20 protein-coding genes are annotated in these 22,176 nt (G+C 72.6%); 14 read left to right on the top strand and 6 right to left on the bottom strand.

Annotated features, from left to right (window positions below; all coding sequences use genetic code 11):
- Positions 1–176: 176 nt before the first annotated feature.
- Positions 177–647 carry an arsenate-mycothiol transferase ArsC gene (locus tag AC3IF3_RS07710; RefSeq protein WP_489228092.1) on the bottom strand — a complete coding sequence of 157 codons (471 nt, stop codon included), beginning with the start codon at positions 645–647 and terminating at the stop codon, positions 177–179.
- Between AC3IF3_RS07710 and AC3IF3_RS07705 the strand changes: the two genes are divergently transcribed.
- Positions 622–705 (top strand): hypothetical protein, encoded by an 84-nt coding sequence (locus AC3IF3_RS07705; RefSeq protein WP_409564864.1) that lies wholly within the window; start codon positions 622–624, stop codon positions 703–705. The genes AC3IF3_RS07710 and AC3IF3_RS07705 overlap by 26 nt on opposite strands.
- Here the strand turns inward: AC3IF3_RS07705 and AC3IF3_RS07700 are convergent.
- Genes AC3IF3_RS07700 through AC3IF3_RS07690 form a run of 3 tightly spaced genes read right to left on the bottom strand, consistent with a single transcriptional unit; the run spans position 671 to position 2,958 of the window.
- Positions 671–1,153, bottom strand: a complete 483-nt coding sequence (locus AC3IF3_RS07700) for a UPF0262 family protein (protein WP_243971686.1) — start codon at positions 1,151–1,153, stop codon at positions 671–673. The two genes, AC3IF3_RS07705 and AC3IF3_RS07700, sit on opposite strands and share 35 nt — an antisense overlap.
- A 10-nt stretch (positions 1,154–1,163) precedes the next feature.
- The gene (hisD, locus tag AC3IF3_RS07695; RefSeq protein ID WP_489228090.1) at positions 1,164–2,459 is read right to left on the bottom strand and encodes a histidinol dehydrogenase; all 1,296 of its coding nucleotides are present in this window, start codon (positions 2,457–2,459) and stop codon (positions 1,164–1,166) included.
- 19 nt (positions 2,460–2,478) lie between these two features.
- Positions 2,479–2,958: a DUF2948 family protein gene (locus AC3IF3_RS07690; RefSeq protein WP_489228089.1), complete on the bottom strand. Its 480-nt coding sequence runs from the start codon at positions 2,956–2,958 to the stop codon at positions 2,479–2,481.
- A gap of 213 nt (positions 2,959–3,171) precedes the next feature.
- On the opposite strand from AC3IF3_RS07690, the gene AC3IF3_RS07685 reads away from it, so the two are divergent.
- Entirely contained in the window at positions 3,172–3,585 is a 414-nt protein-coding gene (locus tag AC3IF3_RS07685) for a hypothetical protein (protein ID WP_489228088.1), read from the top strand.
- A 594-nt stretch (positions 3,586–4,179) separates the two neighbouring features.
- Here AC3IF3_RS07685 and AC3IF3_RS07680 read toward each other — a convergent pair.
- Positions 4,180–5,421 (bottom strand): transglycosylase SLT domain-containing protein, encoded by a 1,242-nt coding sequence (locus tag AC3IF3_RS07680; protein ID WP_489228086.1) that lies wholly within the window; start codon positions 5,419–5,421, stop codon positions 4,180–4,182.
- 336 nt (positions 5,422–5,757) lie between these two features.
- Here AC3IF3_RS07680 and AC3IF3_RS07675 point away from each other — a divergent pair, with 336 nt between their 5' ends.
- The 11 genes from AC3IF3_RS07675 (at position 5,758) to AC3IF3_RS07625 (ending at position 18,812) form a co-directional block, all read left to right on the top strand.
- Positions 5,758–6,948: an inositol-3-phosphate synthase gene (locus AC3IF3_RS07675; protein ID WP_243971677.1), complete on the top strand. Its 1,191-nt coding sequence runs from the start codon at positions 5,758–5,760 to the stop codon at positions 6,946–6,948.
- Positions 6,949–7,095: 147 nt separating this feature from the next.
- Positions 7,096–8,025, top strand: coding sequence for an HD domain-containing protein (locus AC3IF3_RS07670; protein ID WP_489228085.1), 930 nt, complete (start codon positions 7,096–7,098; stop codon positions 8,023–8,025).
- A gap of 44 nt (positions 8,026–8,069) precedes the next feature.
- On the top strand, positions 8,070–9,452 hold the full coding sequence (locus AC3IF3_RS07665; protein ID WP_243971673.1) for a methyltransferase domain-containing protein: 1,383 nt from the start codon (positions 8,070–8,072) through the stop codon (positions 9,450–9,452).
- Positions 9,452–10,447, top strand: a complete 996-nt coding sequence (locus AC3IF3_RS07660) for a Gfo/Idh/MocA family protein (protein ID WP_489228084.1) — start codon at positions 9,452–9,454, stop codon at positions 10,445–10,447. Before AC3IF3_RS07665 ends, AC3IF3_RS07660 begins: the two co-directional genes overlap by 1 nt.
- 181 nt (positions 10,448–10,628) lie before the next feature.
- Positions 10,629–12,266, top strand: a complete 1,638-nt coding sequence (locus AC3IF3_RS07655) for a YcaO-like family protein (protein WP_489228083.1) — start codon at positions 10,629–10,631, stop codon at positions 12,264–12,266.
- Complete coding sequence (locus tag AC3IF3_RS07650) at positions 12,263–13,135, top strand: sugar phosphate isomerase/epimerase family protein (RefSeq protein ID WP_243971667.1); 873 nt, start codon at positions 12,263–12,265, stop codon at positions 13,133–13,135. Before AC3IF3_RS07655 ends, AC3IF3_RS07650 begins: the two co-directional genes overlap by 4 nt.
- Positions 13,136–13,448: 313 nt before the next feature.
- On the top strand, positions 13,449–14,687 hold the full coding sequence (locus tag AC3IF3_RS07645; protein ID WP_489228082.1) for a glycosyltransferase family 4 protein: 1,239 nt from the start codon (positions 13,449–13,451) through the stop codon (positions 14,685–14,687).
- 176 nt (positions 14,688–14,863) lie between these two features.
- Positions 14,864–15,625 carry a PIG-L deacetylase family protein gene (locus AC3IF3_RS07640; protein ID WP_489214970.1) on the top strand — a complete coding sequence of 254 codons (762 nt, stop codon included), beginning with the start codon at positions 14,864–14,866 and terminating at the stop codon, positions 15,623–15,625.
- Positions 15,615–16,280, top strand: a complete 666-nt coding sequence (locus tag AC3IF3_RS07635) for a uracil-DNA glycosylase (RefSeq protein ID WP_489228080.1) — start codon at positions 15,615–15,617, stop codon at positions 16,278–16,280. The genes AC3IF3_RS07640 and AC3IF3_RS07635 overlap by 11 nt, the downstream gene beginning before the upstream one ends.
- Positions 16,281–16,439: 159 nt before the next feature.
- On the top strand, positions 16,440–17,525 hold the full coding sequence (locus tag AC3IF3_RS07630; RefSeq protein ID WP_243971660.1) for a lysylphosphatidylglycerol synthase domain-containing protein: 1,086 nt from the start codon (positions 16,440–16,442) through the stop codon (positions 17,523–17,525).
- Positions 17,526–17,540: 15 nt separating this feature from the next.
- Positions 17,541–18,812 carry an ATP-binding protein gene (locus AC3IF3_RS07625; protein WP_489214966.1) on the top strand — a complete coding sequence of 424 codons (1,272 nt, stop codon included), beginning with the start codon at positions 17,541–17,543 and terminating at the stop codon, positions 18,810–18,812.
- Here the strand turns inward: AC3IF3_RS07625 and AC3IF3_RS07620 are convergent.
- Positions 18,794–19,405: a glutathione S-transferase family protein gene (locus AC3IF3_RS07620; protein WP_489228079.1), complete on the bottom strand. Its 612-nt coding sequence runs from the start codon at positions 19,403–19,405 to the stop codon at positions 18,794–18,796. The two genes, AC3IF3_RS07625 and AC3IF3_RS07620, sit on opposite strands and share 19 nt — an antisense overlap.
- 262 nt (positions 19,406–19,667) lie before the next feature.
- On the opposite strand from AC3IF3_RS07620, the gene AC3IF3_RS07615 reads away from it, so the two are divergent.
- Complete coding sequence (locus tag AC3IF3_RS07615) at positions 19,668–22,154, top strand: heavy metal translocating P-type ATPase (RefSeq protein ID WP_489228077.1); 2,487 nt, start codon at positions 19,668–19,670, stop codon at positions 22,152–22,154.
- Positions 22,155–22,176 lie beyond the last annotated feature (22 nt).

Here is a 22,176-nt window from a genome sequence, read left to right as displayed (position 1 = left end):
CTACCGAATCATTCTTTGCGAACGGTTTGTAGCAGGAATTTGCATCGTGGGCTTGCCGACCGGATGCCCACACGTTGTGGGACCGGCAGGGTGCGTCCACCATCATGCGCGGTGACTCCGCAGGCTGCGACCGCGGCCGGGCATCCCCGAACGAGGCGTGACGCGGCCCGGCGCGGCTACCCCTTGAGCCTGGCCTTGATCCGCCGGGTCAGCCCGTCGCGGACATCGCGATAGGCTTCCAGGCGCTGCTCCCGGGAGGCGTCCTGCAGCAGCGTCGGGTCCGGGGTCGGCCAGTATTCCACATCGGCCGCGAGCGTGTGCGTCAGGGCGAGGGCCCGGTGGTGGGCCTCCGGCGCGAGGGTGATGATCAGGTCGAAGTTCAGCCCCTCCCAGTCCTCCAATTCCTCGATGGTGCGGGGGCGGTGCCGGCTCGCGTCGATGCCGAGTTCGTCGAGCGCCGCGATCATGAAGGGGTCCGTCGGCTCGCCGGAGCGCACCCCGGCGGACTGCACGTAGGTCGACTTGCCGAAATAGGCGCGCGCGATCGCCTCCGCGGCCACCGAGCGCACGGCGTTGTAGTTGCACATGAACAGGACCGACTGGACCCGCCGCTTCTTGGGAATGGTCTCGGGGACGGGGTCAGCCATCGCGCTCGGGGCCGGACGGCGCCCTAGCCCTTCCAGTGCAGGGCGAAGATCAGGGTGAACAGGCGGCGCGCCGTGTCGTGGTCGAGGTCGACCTTGCCTTCGAGGCGCTGCCGCAGGGTCTCGGACGCCTCGTTGTGCAGGCCCCGCCGTCCCATGTCGATCGCCTCGATCTGCGACGGGGAGGCGGTGCGGATCGCGTTGTAATAGCTCTCGCAGATCATCTCGTAGTCGCGGATCACCCGCCGGAACGGCGTCAGCGACAGGAGGTGCGTCATCACCGGATCGCCCTCCACGGTGCCGATCGCGAAGGACAGCTTGTTCTCCACCAGGCCCAGCGTCAGGACATAGGGGCCCTCGCGCCCGGGGATGGCGAAGACGTTGTCCTCCAGGATGTCGAACAGGGCGATCGCCCGCTCGTGCTCCTGGTCCGGGTTGCCGCGGGCGATGGACGCCTCGTCCAGGCTCACCTTCGCGAGGCGGTTCGGCCCGCGCTGCTTCTCCGCCATCCCCAAAACCTCACAGGTTCAACCGGATCGCGACGGAGCGGGCATGCCCCTCCAGGCCCTCGGACCGGCCGAGGGTTATCGCCGCCGGGCCGAGCGCCCGCAAGCTCTCCGGGGTGCAGGCCAGGATCGTGGTTCGCTTCATGAAGTCGAGCACCCCGAGCCCCGAGGAGAACCGCGCCGAGCGGGCGGTGGGCAGGACGTGGTTGGGGCCGCCGACATAGTCGCCGATCGCCTCCGGCGTGTGGGAGCCGAGGAAGATCGCCCCGGCATTGCGGACCTTGGCGGCCAGTGCCTCGGCATCCTGGGTCTCGATCTCCAGGTGCTCGGGGGCGAGGCGGTCGACCAGCGGGACGGCCTCGTCGAAGTCGCGCACCCGGATGACGGCGCCGTAATCGCGCCAGCTCGCCCGGGCGATCTCCCGGCGGGGCAGGGTGGTGAGCGCGCGCTCGACCGCCGCCTCCACGGCACCGGCGAGATCGGCGCTGTCGGTGACCAGGATCGCCTGGGCGGCCACGTCGTGCTCGGCCTGGGCCAGGAGGTCCACGGCGATCCAGTCCGGATTGGCGTGGCCATCGGCCAGGATCAGCACCTCGGAGGGGCCGGCGATCATGTCTATGCCGACCTGGCCGAACACCCGGCGCTTGGCCGCCGCCACCCAGGCGTTGCCGGGGCCGACGATCTTGGCGACCGGCGCGATGGTGGCGGTGCCGTAGGCGAGCGCCGCGACCGCCTGGGCGCCGCCGACCCGGTAGACCTCGTGGACGCCGGCGAGCTGTGCGGCGGCGAGCACCAGCGGGTTCATCTGGCCGTCTGGGGTCGGCACTACCATGACAACGCGCGGCACGCCGGCGACCCGGGCCGGCAGCGCGTTCATCAGCACCGAGGAGGGGTAGCTCGCCGTCCCGCCCGGCACGTAGAGGCCGACCGATTCCAGCGCCGTCCAGCGCCAGCCGGCCGTCACCCCGAGGGCGTCGGTGGCGCGGTGATCCGTCGGCCGCTGGGCGCGGTGGAAGCCCTCGATCCGCTCGGCGGCCAGGCGCAGGGCCTCCAGGGCGTCGCGCGGGCAGGCCTCGACCGCCGCGGCGATCTCCGCCTCAGTGACCCGGAGGGTCCCGGCGGAAAACGCCGCCCCGAGCCGGTCGAACCGCCGCGAGAAGTCCACCAGGGCGTCGTCGCCCCGGGCGACCACGTCGGCGATGATGCCGCGCACCGCCTCGTCCACGTCCTCGGAAATTTCGCGCTTGACCGTGAGCAGCCGCGCGAAATCGGCGGCGAAATGCGGATCTGTGCTGTCGAGCCGGACCATCGGAAGCCTCTGTCTCCTCTCAGGCCGCCGGGCCGGGGGCCGGGTTGGCCCTGTCGATGCTGGCCCTGTCGAGATCGATCCGGTCGATGTCGTGGCCGGGGCGCGTGGCCGCCTCCCAGACCGGACCGAGATCCTTCATCCGGACCTCGATGCATTCGACCTCCAGCCGGACCGCCGCGCCCCCGGAGAAGACGAGATCGACATGGCCGGAGGGCGCGTCGGTGGCTGCGAAGGTCAGGGCCAGCAGGCTCATGGGCATCGCGTCGTCCCGCACGAGCCCGCGCGTCCTCACGGCGCGGACGCGCTCGACATGCAGGCCGGTGAGGCGCCGCCGGGGCGGGACGTCGGGCGTCCAGTCGAAGCGCCGCGCGACCATCAGGAACCGCTGCTCGTCGCCGAGGTAGGTCAGATCCTCCGGCCGCAGGATCGCGTCCTGGAGATGCGCGGAGATCACGGTCAGGTCCTCGGCGTCGAGGGCGGCGAGCCTGAGCAGCTCCATGAAGCGGTCCTCGGGTGACTCTGGGCCGGGCGGGATGGGGTTGGACGGGATGGCGGCGGGTCGGCGCACGGCAGAGCGTAGGTAGCGGCCCGATCCCGTTCGGGCAACGGCCGCGCCCGCGATCGCGATCCCCCTGCGTTTTCGCCGCGGCACAGGTTCAGGCCAGCCCGAACGCGCAGGATCGCGCGTCCGAGGATTCGAGGCAGGACCGGGATGGGACAGCGGATCACGCAAGCGACCGTGGCGGTCTTGGCGATCTTCACCCTGGGCGCGCCGCTCGCCGGTCCCGCAGCGGCGCAGGTCGGCCCGGATCCGAAGGTCTACATCTACGGACAGCCCGGACCGGACCGCTACGAATACGCCCCGTCCAGGCCCGTGCCCCGCCCGCCGCCGCCGCCGGCGGGCGACGACGACTGGGACTGGTCGCGGCGTCCCCCGCCGCCGCCCTACGACGGGTATGAGCGCCCCCGGGATCGGGGCCGCGAATCCTTCGACCGGCGCCGGTGGGACGACAGCGTCTGCGTCACGTCCCGCGGGACCTGCCCGACACCGCCCGCGCCGCCCGACGTGTCCTGCGGCTGCGAGATACCGGGCTTCGGCTACAAGCGCGGCCGGATCGGCGATTGAACGGGGGGCGGCGGTCTCAGTCTTCGTGCGGGCGATGCGGTTCGCACATCGGGTTTTGGATCGTTCCGGATGGACTTCAGGCCCGCCCCAGAGATGACACGCGCCCTCCCTCCCCCCTCTGCGGGGGAGGGTGCCCCCGGAGGGGGCGGGAGAGGGGAGCGACGGTGCAGAAGGAAGCGTAAGCCTTCATGAGGGCCGCGCCGTCTTCTGAAAACCGGGTTTCCCTCCTGCGGGACCACGTCCCGACCCGACCCCTGCTGACGCAGGGGCCACCCGGCCCCGCAGGGGAGGGAGGGAGACGCGACTGTGTCCGGCCGCCGCCCGCTTTCGTCGAAGATGTGGGCATCCGGTAGCCCGCAGAGGGGGCAGGGCGGGCGCGTGGCAGCGCTGGAGCGAGCCTTCGTTCGAGCCGAGGACGATCCGGAGCGGGATGCGTGACTCACGTAGCCCGTACGGGAGAGGGGGCGCGTCGTGCCTTGTCCGGGCGGCCCGTGAACACCGTCACCCCACGTGGCGGGGGAGCCATCGCGCTCAGCCGCCGGCGTCGAGCCTCAAGTCCGGAGCACCCAGGAGCGAGACCGGACCCGGTGCCGCTCACACGCCGTCCGGCGGCAGCGCCTCCGTCACCTCGACGCGGCGGGGGCCGGCATCCGGGGCCGTATCCTCCGTGGCGGTCTCGGTCGGGGCCGGCGCCCTGTCGAGCGCCACCGCCACCGCGGCCACGCCCTGATAGCGATTGAGCCGCCGGTCGATCATGCCGTCGATCCGGCCGTGCAATTCGGCGACCGTCAGGCTGCGGCGCCTGCCGCCGGCCTTCTCGGTGAACAGGCCGCGATTGGCCCGGGCGGCGCTGCGAAACTCCCGGCCCGCGACCTCGTCGGGCTTCTCGGAGGACAGCGACAGGAAGCGCCCGGCGCTGGCGGTGCCGAGGAAGTGGGCGAGGTAGAGTTCCGTGGTGGTCAGCGCGCGGCCGAGCCGGGCCTCGATCCGCTCCCGGTCTCGCTTGATCAGTTCGGCGGCCATCAGCGCCGCGATCCGCGGGTCGTTGCGCAGGCCGAGCACCCGGGCGCGCATGGCGCCGGCCACGGTGATCGCATTGCCCCGGCCCTTCACGGCGGCGGCCTCGTCGGCGAGCCCGTAGCGGGCGCCGTAATCGCGGATCATCTCCAGCCAGGTCCGGGCGACGAACTGGAACAGTCCCTGGGCCGAGGAGGTCGCGGCCTTCGCGTCCGTGTCGAAGCTCGATTCCTTATCGGCCAGCGCCATCATGTAGACGGGGTCGACGCCGGCCTCGTCGGAGGCCTTCACGATCGTGTCGACCACCTTGCGCGGCACGGTGCGCTCGCCGAACCGGACCGCGTCCGCGCCCTGATCCTGCGTCATCCGCGGCAGGGCGGCGAGGTCGTCCTGGATCAGCGCCGTCGTGGCGGGCTCCTGCTCCGGCACGGGCAGGCCGTTCCAGTCGGTCGGGGCCTCGGTCGAGGCGTCCTGCGGCACGTCCTGGTCGAGGCTCGACCGCAACGGAAAATCCGGCGCCGGAGCCTCGGCGGCGAGGGCCCGGGCCGCGTGCGGGCTGGTATCGACCCGATCGTGGGCCTGCGCGGGGGGCGCGAAATAGGCCGGCGCGAAGGCCGCCTGCGGCAATCCGAAACCGGCGACGAGACCCAGGGCCAGCGTTCCGGAAATCTGGCGGAGCCGCGCCCGGCCCGAGCGGCGGCCCGTCCCGCGGCCGTCCCGCGGCAGCCATGCCACCGCGTCATCCTCGAAACGGCTCGCGTTCGGCACGAGTCGGCTCACGTCGTCGGCGCAACGCGCCGGCTCCGGGAAAACCCCCATCACTGGTCCTCTTCAGATCTGTCCCTGCGTCGGCCCGGCATCTGGCGGCCGGGCTCCGTGAAGCGGCGGCCCTATCGGCGCCGGCCGTGACCAGAATGGGACGGCCCGGTGATCCAAGCGTGGCACGGTCAACGAAGGGTTAACCGTGGCCGTTAAGGCCGCGCCGGCGCCGCGATCCGGACACGTCTCGCTCTCTGGAGGCGCAAAGTTGTCGCATTCGGCTTGGAACGCCGCACGCCGGAGCCAGTTAGGTACGGCCCCGGGGGGGTCGACCTTTCCGTCCCAAGACGCTTCCCCAAGACGCTTCGCGCGTCCCCAGAAGGACACTATTTTCCGATGAGCATGCAGTCCGGTCGCCGCGTCGGTGTCGCCTTCGTTGGCATGGGGGGCGCCGTCGCCACCACCGCCATCGCCGGCATCGAGATGATTAAATCCGGCTCGAACCGGCTCGACGGGCTGCCGCTCGCCGGCCTCTCCGTGGCGGGCATGGCCGATTACAAGGACCTGGTCTTCGGCGGCTGGGACCTGAACGGCGACGACCTCGCGTCCGCGGCGAGCGGCCACGGCGTGCTCTCGAAGGACGACATCGAGGACGGCGCCACGGCGCTGAAGGGCATCACCCCCTGGCCGGCCGTGGGCAGCGCCAAGTTCTGCAAGAACATCGACGGCCAGAACCGCATCGTCGCCCGGGACCACCGCGAGGCGGTCTCGGTCATCGCCAACGACCTGCGCCGGTTCCAGAAGGAGAGCAACCTCGACGACGTCGTGGTGGTGAACCTCGCCTCCACGGAACGCTGGCCCGATCTGAACGACCCGACCCTGAACTCCACGGCGGCCTTCGAGAAGGGCCTGGATTCGAGCGACGAGGCGATCTCGCCGGCGATGCTCTACGCCTACGCGGCGATCAAGAGCGGCATCCCCTACGCGAACTTCACGCCGAGCGTCGCCGCCGACGTGCCGGCGCTCCTCGATCTCGCCAAGGAGCTGAACGTCCCGGTCGCCGGCAAGGACGGCAAGACCGGACAGACCATGATGAAGACCGTGCTCGCCCCCGCCTTCAAGGCGCGCGCGCTGCATGTCGACGGCTGGTTCTCGACCAACATCCTCGGCAACCGCGACGGCCTCGCCCTGAACGACCCGAACTCGCTGCAGTCGAAGCTCAACACCAAGGGCACGGTGCTCGATTCGATCCTCGGCTACCCGGTCGAGGACCACCTCGTGCACATCCACTATTACCGCCCGCGCGGCGACGACAAGGAGGCTTGGGACAACATCGACGTCACCGGCTTCATGGGCCAGCGCATGCAGATCAAGGTCAACTTCCTCTGCAAGGACTCAATCCTGGCCGCGCCCCTGGTCATCGAGATCGCCCGGGTGCTCGACCTCGCCAACAAGCGCGGCGACGGTGGCGTGCAGGAGCAGCTCTCGACCTTCTTCAAGGCCCCGATGGTCAAGAACGGCCACGGGCCGGAGCACGCCTTCGGCAAGCAGGAGCAGATGCTCCGCGACTGGCTGGGTGTGCACTGAACGGGCGTCGATGCGCCACCGCGCACTCCCCTCCCCGCAACGGGAGGGGACCCGCGTTTCCGCCTTCGAAAAGTGATGGTCCGGGGGGGCCTGCGCGGAATTCGGTGAACGCCCGCTCGAACCGCCGACCGCTGTCTGAAAGAGCCGATGCCCAGCGAGAACCAAGGATCCGCCTCCGGCGCCGCAGCGCCGGAGGCGTTGCGTGACCTTCTGGTCGAGATGAACGACCTCAAGCGCGTCCGCTCGGCGGGCCGTGACGGATCGATCGCCGAGCGGTTGTTCGCGCAGGGCTGGGGCCTCCTCACCGGCGGCACCCCGCCCGAGGATGTCGCCCTGGACATCACCGCCGTCGCCCTCGCGGCGACCCGCCTCTGCGACCTCGACGCGGCCTTCCTGACCGCGGCTGGATTGTCCGAGGACGCGGCCTCCGCCGTGCTGGTCGCGGGTTTCGACGCGGTGACCGGGGATCTCGATCCGGATCTCCGGACCCGGCTGCGCGCAAGGCTGGCGCCGCGCCCGGCGGGCCGGCCCGGTTCGCTGCCCGGTTTCGTCGGCGCCCTGGCGCGGCAGCCGCGGGCGGGCGTGACCTGTCCCGGCCGCGCCCGGATCCTGCTGGAGCCGCCGGAGAACCACGCCGAGCATTGCCTGATCGTGGCGGCCTACGGCGTCTGCCTCAGCTCGTTCTACCGGGCGGATCCGACGACCGTGTTCCTGGCCGCGATGGCGCACCATTTCCACAACGCCGCGATGCCGGATGCCGGCTTCACCGGCGAGATGCTGCTCGGCGACCATCTCGGGCCGATCATGGCGACCACGACCGCCTGGGCGCTCGCCGAACTCGCCGAGCCCCTGAGGGGTCAGGTCGAGCGCGCCCGCGCCGTGCTCCCGGACGACGCCACCGCGGAGGGCCGCGCCTTCCATGCGGCCGATTGCGTCGACCGCGTGCTCCAGATCGCCCAGCACCTGCGCGGGGCTTCGACCACGATGGCGTTGGTGCTCGACGAGTGGGAATTGGTCCATGCCGGGCCTGTGAAGGGTTTCCACGATCGTGTCCTGCGCGACATGCGCATCCCTTGATCGCAGGACCCCGCCGCCCATCTGCCGGGGCGGTCCCGAGAGCCATGATCCCCTTCGAACTCAGATCGCCGGATACCGGCAACGCGCTGAAGGCCGACGGCCCGCACGCCCTGCGCGATGCGGAGACCGGCGCGCGCTGGCCCGTGATCGACGCCATCCCGTACCTGCGCGTCGGCCGCGAGGCCCTGGTCGAGCGGGTGCTGGCCCATCTCGATGCCGGTGAGGCCGACGAGGCGCTGGCCGCCCTGCTCGCGGACCAGGACGATTGGTGGACCGGGCCCCCGGCCGACCCCGCCGGGATCGTCCGGCTGATCAGGGAGCGGCGCACGGCGAGCCTGCGAGACGCCGTGCATCTCCTCGGCTGGGGCCGCGTCGGCGACTATTTCCTGCACCGCTGGAGCGACCCGACCTTCCTGGCCGGCCTGTCGCTGCTGGAGGCGCATTGGAACGATCCGATCTGCGTGTTCGAGTTCGCCTGCGGCATCGGCCATTACCTCCGGGCGCTGCAGAGCCGCGGCTGCAAGGTCGCGGGGGCCGACGTGGTCTTCGCCAAGCTCTGGGTCGCCCGCCACTGGGTGGTGGGCGAGAAGGCCCAGCTCGTCTGCTTCGATGCCGGCTCGCCGCACTGGCCGATCCCCGGGGCGCCGGTGGATCTCGTCGCCTGCAACGATGCCTTCTACTTCCTCGACGACAAGGCGACGCTGCTCGACTGCCTGCGCCAGAATGCCGGCGACGACGGCTGGCTGGCCCTGAGCCACATCCACAACCGCGACTGCCCCGGCTTCTCGGCCGGGCGGGCGGTGACCGCCGAGGAGATCGCCGAACTCTTCCCCGACGCCCTGGTCTACGACGACGCGGAGCTGACCCGGGCGCTGGTCGCGGCGCGGGCACCGTCCCCGCAGGAGCCAGCCGCCCTGGGGACCTGCGAGGCCTTCTCGGTGGTGTGCGGTCCCGGCATGCGCCCGGCGCCGCGCGCGCTGGTCGACGGCCTGACCCTGCCGAAGCCCGGGACGGTGCTGCGGCTCAACCCGTTGTACGAGCCGGTCGCGGCGGGTTCCCTCCCTCCCCCCTCTGCGGGGGAGGATGGCCCTCGCGTCAGCGAGGGTCGGGAGAGGGGAGCGACGGTTCAGGAAGAAGCACCGACCTTCGTGACGGCCGCGTTCCTTCCGGACGCCGGGCTCCCCTCTCCCGACCCCCTTCGGGGGCCACCTTTTCCCGCGGAGGGGAAAGGGAGTGATGCGGAGCCGGTAGCCCACTACGTCATCCGCTGGCCCTCGGAGCGCTACGAGGCGGAATACGCCCCCCGCGCCACCTATCCGATGCGTTCCCCCGGCCCCGAGCACCTGACCTTCGACGGCAGCCTCGACAGGCCGCAAGCGCAGCGCGTCCGGGTCCGCGAGTTCGTCGACCTGCCGGAGCGGTGGTGATGGATTCGGTCGGCTGGGGCATCGTCGGCTACGGGTGGGTCGCCCGCGACTACATGGAGCCGGGCATCCGGGCCGCCGGGCACCGGCTGGTCGCGGTCTGCGATCCGGACCCGGCGAGCCGAGCCGCGGCGGAAGGCGTGGGGGCCCGGGGCCATGCCGATCTTGCCGGCCTCCTCGCCGAGCCCGAGGTCGAGGCGGTCTACGTGGCGACGCCGAACCACCTCCACCGCGTCGCCGTCGAGGCACTGGCCGCCGCCGGCAAGGCGATCCTGTGTGAGAAGCCCATGGCTGCGACCCTCGGGGACGCGCAGGCCATCGCGCACGCGGTCGAGTCCAAAACAATCTTCTACGGGACGGCCTTCGACCAGCGGCATCATCCGGCCCACCGGGCGATCCGCGCCCAGGTCGAGGCCGGGCGGCTCGGGACCGTGACGGCCGTTCGGATCGTCTATGCCTGCTGGCTCGGGCGCGACTGGTCCGAGGCCGGCCAGCCGAACTGGCGGATCGATGCCGCGCAGGCCGGCGGCGGCGCGCTGATGGACCTCGCCCCGCACGGACTCGACCTTGTCGATTTCCTGCTCGATGAGCCGATCACCGCCATCGCGGCCCTCACCCAGACCCGCGCCCAGAATTACGCCGTCGATGACGGCGCCCTGCTGATCGGGAGAACCGCGGGCGGTGCGCTGGCGAGCCTGCACGTCGCCTACAATTGCCCCGACGCGCTGCCCCGCCGCCGCCTGGAGGTGGTCGGCACCAGGGGCCTGCTCGTGGCCGAGAACACGATGGGCCAGACCGCCGGCGGCTCGCTGACCTTCATCGACGGCGCCAGCGGCCGCGCGGAGCCGCTCGCCTTCGACGCCGAGAGCTCGCCCTTCACCGAACAGGTCCGCGCCTTCGGCTCGGCCCTGCGCCGGCCCGAGGAGCGGGCGGCCTGGTCGGCGGCGCGCGATCTTCAAACCATGCGGCTCGTCGCCCGCGCCTACGGGCACGGGTAGCGGACAGGATACGCGATCAGGAACCAACCCCGGCATCTTTCACGCAATCCCTCATCCTGAGGCGACCGCGAAGCGGGCCTCGAAGGCGGGCTTCAGTCGGCCGCGCGATCCCGGGAGCCCTCCTTCGAGGCCTCCGCTGCGCTCGGGCACCTCAGGATGAGGGGGCGGATCGGATGAGGCGATGCAGGAGGCGGTTCGAGGCAGACGGGAACACGACGTGAGCAACGCAGACGCCAACCACGACCAGGACGACCGCGCCCGCCACGAGCGGATCAAGGCGCCGCGCCCCTACCGCTTCGGCGCCAGGCGGCCGATCGAGGGCCTGCCCGAGACCCTGCCGGACCCGGTCAGGGCCTATCTCGATGTCCTGCCCGAGGGGCGCATCGTCGGTTTCCCGCTGGCGCCCCTCGACCGCACCGGCGTGCCGGTCTGGTTCGTGGCCCTGTTCCTCGACGACCCGTTCTTCGTCGGCGCCATGCCGTCGGGCATCGGCTACGGCGCCACCGACGACGAGGCGCTGATCGGCGCGGTCGCCGAGATCGCCGAGAATCTGATGCCCTCGCTCGCCGTGCTGCCGCGGGCCAAGGAGCGGGCGAGCTACAACGATCTGGCGCGCGTCTACGGCGCCAAATCCGTCGCCGACCCGCTCACCCTCTGCCTGCCCGCCGGCTCCCCGGTCGGCCGCGACACGGTGCTGGAATGGACGCCGACGGTGCGGCACGCCACCGGCGCGATCGTGCTGATGCCGCTCGATATCGCGGCCACCGACTATTTCGAGCTGTCGGAGGGCTACAAACCCTTCACCAACCTGATCACCAATGGCCTCGGCGCCGGGCCCGACGTGCCCTTCGCCCTGGGCCACGGTGTCTTGGAACTGCTCCAGCGGGACGGCAACGGCCTCCTGTTCCGGGCCCTCGATCAGGGGGTGATGCTCGACCTCGACGGCATCGGCCCGGAGAACGCCGCCATGCTGGCCCGGCTGAAGGACCTCGGGATCCGGGCGCTGCCGAAATTTGCCACCGACCAGTTCGGCCTGACCAACCTCTACGTCGTCGGCTACGACGCGGATCCGGCCCGCACCCCGGCCCCGATCGCCCTCTCGGCCTGCGGCGAGGCCTGCGATCCGGATCGGGACCGGGCCCTGCGCAAGGCGCTGCTGGAGTTCCAGGCCGCCCGGGTCCGCAAGACCTTCGGGCACGGCCCCCTCGATATGGCCGCCACCGTGACCCCGCCGGGCTACATCGACGCCTTCATCGAGAAGGCGCTGCCGAGCCTCGACCTCGAGGAGAGCCGCGCCCTTCAGGCGATGCTCGAATGGATCGAGATGCCGGCCGCCGACCTCCGCGGGGTTCTCGCCGACACGGTCTATTCCGAGCGGAGCACCAAGCGTTTTTCGGAATTGCCCTCCACCCCGGCGCCCGACGGCCATGCCCGCGGAAAGATCGCCTGCGACCGCCTGCTCGAAGCCGGCTTCGACGTGCTCTACGTCGATTGCACGCCCCCGGGCGGCGGGGTCGGGGTCGTGAAGGCGATCGTGCCGGGGCTCGAGGTCGAGACCATGAGCTACTACCGGATCGGCGAGCGCAACACGCGGAAGCTCCTCGACCGCGACCACCCGCTGATCCGCTTCGGCACGGAGAGCGAGACCCTGCGCCCGGTGCGCCTCACCCCGGAGGCTCTGGAGCGGTTCGGCGGCCAGCCGCTGTTCGACGTGGCCCTGGCCGAGCGGATCGTCGGGCGCCACTATCCGCTCTACCGCGAGCCGGAATCGCACCACGCGCCGTTCCGCCTCGCCCAGCGGAAGGGGAGGGCGGCATGACGCTCCGGTTCGCCTACAACACCAACGGCGCGGCCAACCACCGCCTCGACGACGCGCTCCACCTGATCAAGGCCGCGGGCTACGACGGCGTGGCCCTGACGCTGGACATCCACCACCTCGACCCGTTCGCCGAGGCCTGGGCCGCGGAGGCAGGCCGGGTCGCGAGCCTGCTGGAGAAGCTGGAACTGGCCTGCGTCATCGAGACCGGCGCCCGCTTCCTCCTCGACCCGGGCGCCAAGCACGAGCCGACGCTGGTCACCGCCGACGCCGCGGGCCGCAGCCGCCGGGTCGGCTTCCTCAAGCGGGCGGTCGAGATCGGCGCCATGCTCTCCGCGGAGGCGGTCTCCTTCTGGGCGGGCGTGCCCAAGCCCGGGGTGGACCACGGCGAGGCCCGGCACTGGCTGGCGGAGGGGCTGCATACGGTGGCCGCCTTCGCCACCGAGGCCGGCATCGTGCCCTGCCTGGAGCCCGAGCCCGGCATGCTGATCGAGACGCTCGACGATTTCGCCGCCCTCGACGTGCCGGGGCTGAAGCTCGCCCTCGATACCGGCCATTGCCTCGTGACCGGCGAACGCGAGCCGGCCGCGGCCGTGCGCGAATTCGCCGACCGGATCGGCACCGTGGCGATCGAGGACATGAAGCGCGGCAGCCACATCCACCTGCCCTTCGGCGAGGGCGACATGGACGTTCCGGGGGTGCTGGAGGCGCTGGAGGCGGTCGGCTTCGGCAAGCTGATCTGCGTCGAGCTCTCCCGGGAGAGCCACCGGGCGGACGTGATGATCCCGCAGGCGCTGGACTATCTCCGCGGTTGCCGGCGCGCGGGCCCCGTGCTGACGGGCGCTCAGGAGACCCGGCGGCAATGGCAGTGACGGTGGCATCGTTGCCAGATGAGGGCAATGGCCGGACGCAGGCGCCCTCCCTCCCCCCCCTGCGGGGGAGGGTGGCCCCTGCGTCAGCATGGGTCGGGAGAGGGGAACCCGGGTTCAGGAGCGGGCAGAGCAGATGTGCGGGCGTGCGCCCCGGTTTGCACCGTCGCTCCCCTCTCCCGACCCCCTCCGGGGGCCGCCCTCCCCCGCAGAGGGGGGAGGGAGAGCCGAGCTGTCTCCAGCGTATCCTGCCACCCCGGATGGGTAAATCCGATAGCCCACACGGGGGAGAGGCATCTGGCCTCCCGGTGTACCGATGAGAATCCTCTTCCTCAGCCGCCGCTACTTCCCGGCGATATCCGGCATGAGCGTCTACGCGCAGAACCTGCTGCGCGAGCTGGTCGAGGCCGGCCACGACGTGACGATGATCTCGCAGTACCGGGGCGACGCCTTCGGCACCCGGGTCTACGGGGGCGGTCCGCCGCCGCCGGTGCCGGGGGTGCGGGTGATCGGGCTGGAGCAGCTCGGCGAGCAGACCTCCGGCGACTTCGAGCGCGACATCGCCACCATGGTGGACGCCATCGCCCGAGAACATGCCAAAAAACCCTTCGACGTGCTGCACGCGCAGTACGGCTATCCCACCGGCTGGGCGGTGCTGCTCGCCGCCCGCAGGCTCGGGGTGCCGAGCGTCGTGTCGATCCAGGGCGGCGACGGCCACTGGGTCGGCTCCTGCTGCGAGACCCACCGGGTCGCCATGTGCGAGGTCCTGGCCCACGCCAACGCCCTGCTGATCGGGGGCGCCTCCTTCGTGGACGAGGTCTGCGGGCGACTCGGCTCGGACCCCGACCACTTCACCATCGTGCCCGGCGCGGTCGACACGGGCCGGTTCGCGCAGGGGACGCCGGACGGGCTGCCGGCGCCGCATGCCGGCCCGGTGCGGCTGTTCTATCACGGCCGGGTCGACCGCCGGAAAGGCGTGCTCGACTTCATCCAGGCCCTGGCGATCCTGCGCGAACAGGGCACGCCCTTCGCGGCCACGATCTCGGGGATCGGGCCGGACGTGGAGCCGGCCCGGGCCCTCGCCGCGGAACTGGCCTTCCCGGAGCGCGACATCGCCTTCACGGGTTACGCCGAGTACGGCGACGTGCCCGACCTCTACCGCCGGGCCGACGTGTTCGTCTCGCCGACCTACGCGGAGGGCTTCTCCAACACGATCCTGGAGGCGCTGGCGGCCGGGCTCGCCACGGTCTCGTGCCACGCGGTCGGGGTCTCCGACTGCCTGCGCGACGGGGAGAACGGGCTGCTGGTCGATCCGGGCGACGTGCCGGCGCTGGCCGCCGCGCTGACCCGGATCATCACCGACGCAGGACTGCGCCGCCGCCTCGCCACGGCCGGCCTGGCGGAGTGCCGGCGAGTCTATTCCTGGCATGCGGTCGGGCGCCAGATCATGGAGGTCTACGGGCGCGTGCGCGGCGAGACGCCGGCGACCGATTTCGCGGAGGATCTGCCCTACGATCCGAGCTGCCGGTTCCGCGCCGAGCCTCACCTGCTTTGACGGCGAATTCGAGATGTCCCACCCGCCTCCCTCATCCTGAGGTGCCCGCGTCAGCGGGCCTCGAAGGAGCCCTCCAGCCAGCGCTGCGATCCCCGGAGCCCTTCGTCGAGGCTGCTCCGCAGCACCTCAGGATGCGGGCGCGGGTTGGATCTGTCCAAGCCGATAGGCTCTGACCCATGCCCAAAGCCCTCGCCCTCTCGCCCCATCTCGACGACGCGGCCTTCTCCTGCGGCGGCCTCCTGGCCAGCCTGGCGCGGGACGGCTGGCGCGTGGTGATGGCGACCCTGTTCACCGGCAGCGTCGCCGACCCGACGGGCTTCGCCCTCGCCTGCCAGCTCGACAAGGGCCTTTCGGCGGCGGTCGACTACATGGCCCTGCGCCGGGACGAGGATCGCCGCGCCGCCGCCGAACTCGGCATCGTCCCGCCGGTCCATCTGCCCTTCCGGGAGGCGCCGCACCGGGGCTACGGCTCGGCCCCGGAACTCTTCTCCGACCCGCGCGCCGACGACGCCGTCGCAGCCGATCTGGCGCCCGCCCTCGCGGACCTGATCGCCGCCGAGACTCCCGATCTCCTCCTCGCCCCGCAGGCGATCGGCGGCCATGTCGACCACGTGCAGGCGATCCGGGCACTCGACAGCCTCGGTCCGGCGCAGCCGGTCCTGTGGTGGCGCGACTTCCCCTATACGGTCCGCGAGACCGTGCCGCTTGAGCCGCTCGCCGGGCAGTTCATCGACCGGCCCGCGCGCAGGATGCGCCTCGCACCGGAGGCCCAGGCCCGGAAGCGGGCCGCCTGCGCGGCCTATGCCACGCAGATCGGCTTCCAGTTCGGCGGCCCAGCCGGCCTCGACGCGCGGCTCGCCCGGGAGGACGGGATCGAGCGGTTCCGCCTCTCCGGCCGGCTCGACGCGGCGGCGATCCCCGGCCTCGATGCCGGCTGAGCCGCCGGCACCGAGATCGCTCGCCGATCCGGACGCCCTCGCGGCCCGCCGCGCCCTGATCGAGGCCCCGCACATCGCGCCGATCCGGGCCCTGGCCGCGCGGATCGCGGCGGAGCGCGGCGCCCCGGTGCCCGCGCCCGACCCGCTGGACGGCGGCGTCGGCGCCCGGATGCTGCTCCTCCTGGAGACGCCCGGCCCGGCGGTGCTGCGCACCGGCTTCGTCACCCGCGACAGTGCGAACGGCACCGCCGCCAACCTGTTCGGCTTCCTCTCCGGGGCCGGGATCGCCCGGGCCGACACCCTGATCTGGAACGCCGTGCCCTGGCTGATCCACGCGGAGGGCGCCCGCAACCGGGCGCCCCGCCGGGCCGAGGCCGCCGCCGCCGTGCCGTATCTCGCGCCGCTCCTCGACCTGCTGCCGCGCCTCGCCGTGGCGGTGCTGGCCGGCCGGTTCGCCGGAGAAGCGGCGCCCGCATTCGTGACGCTCCGGCCCGACCTGCCCGTGATCCGGATGCCGCATCCGAGCCCGACCTATGTCTGCACGTCGCCGGAGGTGGCCGCCCGGATCCGGCGCGGCCTGTCGGAGGCCGCGGCGCTCCTGCAGGGGCAAGTCGGCTTGGGCAATCTGACTGAGGGATCGTCGGCTCAGGGATAGTCGGCTTGGGATAGAACGCCCGCCACCGCGGCCCCTTCCCTGGCCTTGCGCGCCGGTTCGGCCTACATGCGGGGCAACGGGCCGCGGTCCGGGATCATCCGGCGCGGGCTCGACGCCCTCGGCGGGGCCGCGCAACCGGAAGGGCGGACGCCGAACGGCATGAACTTTCAGGGACAGCACCGGACGCCGCCCGAACCGGCGGAGCCGGTCCAGCATGACGCCGCGGCCGCGCCGCGGAAGAGCCGGGCCAGCCGCTATGCCTGGATCGGCACGGCCGCCAGCATCGTCCTGTTCGCGGTCTCCCTCGGCGTGCTGTGGAAGCTCGTCCAGAGCGTGAGCTGGGCGGAGGTGCGCACCGCGGTCACGGCGGCGACGGGGGCGCAGCTCGGCCTCGCCTTCCTGTTCGTCGGCATCAGCTACCTGTTCCTCACCGGCTACGACGCGCTGGCCCTGCGCCAGCTCAAGATCAAGGTGCCCTACCGGATCACCGCGCTCGCCTCGTTCACCAGCTATGCGGTGAGCTTCACCCTCGGCTTCCCGCTGCTGACCGCCGGCACCATCCGCTACTGGATCTATGCGCGGCAGGGACTCTCCACGGCCAAGATCGCCGCGCTCACGGTGATCGCCGGCTTCACCTTCTGGCTGGGCATGGGCGTGGTCCTGGGCCTCAGCCTGATCATCGAGGCGGGCCAGCTCGCCGGGCTCGCCTTCACGTCGATCCGGATCAACCAGTCGGTGGGCCTCGCCGCGCTGGCCCTGGTGCTCGGCTACCTCGCCTGGGTCTCGGCCAAGAAGCGCAGCATCACCGTCAGGCAATGGCGCCTGGAACTGCCCGGCGCCTCGGTCTCCATCGGCCAGATGATCGTCGGCATCGGTGACGTCTGCGCGGCGGCGGCCGTGCTCTACGTCCTGCTGCCGCCGGAGACGACCCTGGCGTTCACCACCTTCCTGGCGATCTACGTGCTGGCCGCCATGCTGGGCATCGCGTCGAACGCCCCCGGCGGCATCGGGGTGTTCGAGGCGACGGTGCTGCTCGCCCTGTCGAGCCTGCCCCGCAACGAGGTTCTGACCTCGCTCCTGCTGTTCCGGGGCTGCTACTATGTCGTGCCGTTCGTGACCGCCCTGGCGATGCTCGGTCTCTACGAGATCGTGAAGCGCGCTGGCGGGGCGCGTGATCCCGGACCGCCGGAGGGCACGGCCGGCCCCTCCGCGCAGGGGTGGCACGACCAGCCCGGACCGCGCTGACCGGACCGGACGGCGATGTCCGACCGCCTGCGCAGCTCCCGAGCCTGGATCGGCGCCGCGACCGCCGCGGGCCTGTTCGGCCTCGCCGCCGCACTTGCCGGGCACCTCGACCTCCCGCTGATCCTCGCGGGTCTCGGCGCGACCGCCATCGGCGGCTGGCTGGGTTCACGCGGCGCGGCGAAATCGCCGCCCCGACCGACGGCGACGGCGCCGCGTCACGCGGTCGCCGAAGCGTTGCTCACCCACGTCCCCGACCCGGTCATCCTGGTGGACCGGCGCACCCTGGTGGTGGAGGCCAACCCGGCCGCCCGGGCGCTGCTGCCGGCCCTGCACCATGGCCGGCCCCTGTCCTTCGCCCTGCGCGATCCGGAGGTCCTCGACAGCGTCGAGGCGGTGCTGAGTTCGGGGATGCCGCGCCGGGTCGCCCTGTCGACCCGGGTCCCCCTGGAGCGGACCTTCGAGGTGCAGATCGGCGCCCTGCCGATGCCCGACGGGTCCGGCGTCAGCGCGCTCCTGTTCCTGCGCGACCTCACCTCGGCCCGGCGCCTGGAGGCGATGCGGGTCGATTTCGTCGCCAATGCGAGCCACGAGCTGCGCACGCCGCTCGCCACCCTGATCGGCTTCATCGAGACCCTGCAGGGCCCCGCCCGCGCCGACACGCAGGCCCGGGAGCGCTTCCTAGAGATCATGCGCGTCCAGGCCCTGCGCATGACCCGGCTGATCGACGACCTGCTGTCGCTGTCCCGGATCGAGCTGCGCGAGCACGTGGCGCCCACCGGCGTGGTCGATCTCGGCGCGCTCGCCCGCCAGATGGTCGACGCGCAGGGCCCCCCCGCCGAGGCCCGGGGCGCCACGATCCGGTTCGAGGACGGCGCCGGGCCCTACCGCGTCCCGGGCGATGCCGACGAACTCACCCGGGTGATCGAGAATCTCATCGAGAACGCCGTGAAGTATGGCGGCGGCCGGATCGGCGTCGGGCTGACCCGGGAGAACGACCCCCGGCTCGGCAGCCGGATCGTCCTGTCGGTGACCGACGACGGGCCGGGCATCCCGCCGGAGCACATCCCACGGCTGACCGAGCGGTTCTACCGGGTCGACGTCGCCTCCAGCCGGGCGCGCGGCGGCACGGGCCTGGGGCTCGCCATCGTCAAGCACAGCCTCAACCGCCACCGCGGCCGGCTCACGATCGAGAGCACGGTCGGGGAGGGGACGGTGGTGCGGGTCAGCCTGCCGGATTACGGGGCCGCCGCCGCGCCGGCGGTGCTCGATCAGGCCGGCGCTCCATAGGGCCCGATCCCGAGCCCGGCCTCGACGCGGCCGATCCAGGCCCGGACCGCCGGATAATCCGCGAGGTCGAAGCCGCCTTCATGCGCCATCCGCGTGTAGGCCACCAGCGCCACGTCGGCGAGGGTCAGCGTCGGACCGGCCATGAAGGCGGTGCGTGCGAGGGTCGCCTCCATCAGCCGCAGCGCGTCCGCGCCGCGCTCCGTGAGCTTCGGGTCGAGCGCGTCCGGCGACCGCTTGAGGAAATGAAGCTGGTAACGGCGGACTGCGATGTAGGGCTCGTGGCTGTACTGCTCCCAGAACATCCATTGCAGCATGCGCGCCCGGTCGAACGGCGTCCCCGGAACGAGGGCGGAGCCCTCCGCCAGGTAGACGATGATGGCGTTCGATTCCGACAGCACTTCGCCGTCGGGGAAGACGACGATCGGCACCCGCCCGGCCGGGTTGAGCGCCAGGAATGCCGGGGTGCGGGTTCCGCCCCCCGGGACGTCCACATCGCGCCACGTCGCCGGGAGGCCGAGATGGGCGGCGACCCATTTGACCTTCAGGCAGTTCCCGAAGCCCGGATCGCCATAGATCGTCAGCGGTTCGGCCATGTCGTCCCCCAAGTCCCGGCGCCGGGACGAACTTCGCCGAAGGCCAGCGATCCGACAAGGATCGGCCGGGGAAACGGAGCCGTTCCCGCGGCCCGTCCTGCACGGGATCCCGGGGCGCATCGCGCTTTCGCCCCATGCGCCCAGGGAAGGGGGAGCGCAGCGGAACCTGATCCTGGACCCGGCGCAGGAAAAAGCCGCGCCAGCGGCTCCGCGTGTGCCCACCCTTGACCATCCCCACCCCGGGATCCCCATCTGATGGGGCATGGACGCCTCGCTCACCTCCGCCGCCCGCCCGAACCCCGTCGCTCTGAACATCCCCGTGGAGGGGATGTCCTGTGCCTCCTGCGTCGGGCGCGTCGAGCGTGCGCTGGCGGCTCTGCCGGGGGCCCGGGACGTCGCCGTCAACCTCGCCACCGGCCGGGCCAGCCTCGTCCTCGGTGGAAGCGCCGGCCCGCTGGAGGCCGCGACGGCGCTGGCGGAGGCGGGATACCCGGTGCCCGAGGCGCAGAGCCTGCTGGCGGTGGAGGGCCTGTCCTGCGCGAGCTGCGTCGGCCGGGTCGAGCGGGCGCTGGCGGCAGTGCCGGGGGTGACCGGCGCCAGCGTCAACCTCGCCGCCGGGCGCGCCGCGATCCGCCACCCCGAGGGGCTGGTGGCGATCCCCGACCTCGTCGCGGCCGTGTCGGCGGCGGGCTATGAGGCCCGCCCCCTCGATCTCGCGACGCCCGTCGATCCGGCCGCCCGCCGGGCCGAGGAGGGCCGGGCCCTGCGCCGCGACCTGATCGTGGCCGCGCTCCTCGCGGCGCCCGTCGTGGTCCTGGATATGGGCGGTCACGTCCTGCCCGGCCTGCACGGCGGCCGGGTGACGGCGCTGGTCCAGGCGGTTCTGGCGACCCTGGTGCTCGCCGGGCCGGGCCGGCGCTTCTTCCTGCGCGGCGTCCCGGGCCTGCTCCGCGGGCACCCGGACATGAACGCCCTCGTCGCCCTCGGGGCGGGGGCCGCCTACCTCTACTCTCTGGTCTCGGTCGCGGCGCCCGGCCTCCTGCCCGCCGGCGCGGCGCATCTCTACTTCGAGGCGAGCGTGCTGATCGTCACGCTGATCCTGCTCGGCCGGACCCTCGAGGCCGGCGCCAAGGGCCGGACCGGCGCGGCCATCGCCCGGCTGATGGACCTCGCGCCCAAGACCGCCCGGGTGGTCCGCGACGGCGCCGAAGCCGATGTGCCGCTGGCCGCGCTGCGCCTGGGCGACGTGGTCCGGGTGCGCCCGGGCGAGCGCGTCGCCGCCGACGGCGTGGTGGTGGCCGGCACCGGCCACGTCGACGAGAGCATGGTCACGGGCGAGCCGGCGCCGGTCCGAAAGGCGGTGGGCGACCGGATGGTCGGCGGCACCCTCAACGGCCGCGGCAGCCTCGACCTGCGGGTCGAGGCTTTGGGCGGCGCCACCGTGCTCGCGCAGATCACCGCCATGGTCGAGCGGGCGCAGGGCGGCAAGCTGCCGATCCAGGCCCTGGTCGACCGGGTCACCGGGCGCTTCGTCCCGGCGGTGATCGGGATCGCCGCGGCGACCTTCCTGGGCTGGCTGCTGCTGGGCCCGGCGCCCGCTCTGGGGACCGCCCTGGTCAACGCCGTGGCGGTGCTGATCATCGCCTGCCCCTGCGCCATGGGCCTCGCCACCCCGACCGCCATCATGGTCGGCACCGGCCGGGCGGCGGCCCGGGGCGTGCTGTTCCGCGACGGCGCCGCCCTGCAGCGCCTGCGCGACGTGCGGGTCGTGGCCCTCGACAAGACCGGCACCCTGACCGAGGGCCGCCCCCGGCTCACGGACTTCCACGTCCGGCCCGGGATCGCCGAGGACGCGGCGCTGGCCCTCGCCGCCGGGCTGGAGACGCGCTCCGAGCATCCCCTGGCGGAGGCCGTCGTGGCGGCGGCGCGCGGGCGCGGGCTCGTGCTGCCCGAGCCGGAGCGCTTCGAGGCGGTGGAGGGGTTCGGCGTCTCGGGCCGGGTCGCGGGAAGGGACGTCGCGCTCGGCGCGCCGCGCTACCTCGACCGGCTCGGCATCGCCCGGGACCCGGACCTCGACGCCCGGGCCGGTCTCCTGGCCGAGGCGGGGCGCAGCCCCATCCACCTCGCCCTCGACGGCCGCCACGCCGCCGTGCTCGCGGTGGCCGATCCCGTGAAGACGGGCGCCCGCGCGGCGGTGGCGGCCCTGAAGGCGCAGGGTCTCACCGTCGCGATGGTGACGGGCGACGATCCCGGCGCCGCCGCCGGCGTCGCCCGGAGCCTCGGCATCGACCTCGTGGCCGCGGGGGTCCTGCCGGGCGGGAAGGTCGAGGCGGTCCGGCAGTTCCGGGCGGCGCACGGCCCCGTGGCCTTCGTGGGCGACGGCATCAACGACGCGCCGGCGCTCGCCGAGGCCGATGTCGGGCTCGCCATCGGCACCGGCACCGACATCGCCGTGGACAGCGCCGACGTGGTGCTGATGTCAGGCGCCCTCGACGCCCTGGTGGAGGCGCTGGCGCTCTCGCGGGCCGTCATGGCCAATATCCGGCAGAACCTGTTCTGGGCCTTCGCCTACAACGCGGCGCTGATCCCGATCGCGGCGGGTTTGCTGGTGCCGTTCGGGGGCCCCGCCCTGTCGCCGGTGCTGGCGGCGGGCGCGATGGCGTTCTCCAGCGTCTTCGTCCTGGGCAACGCCCTCCGCCTGCGCCGGGCCGGCGGCGCGATGCCGACGGCCGTTCCCAAAGCAGCCTGAGCGTGGAGGTCCATAGCGCGCG

It is taken from the genome of Methylobacterium sp. J-118 (assembly GCF_057836565.1).
This window is presented reverse-complemented; position numbering and strand designations above follow the sequence as displayed.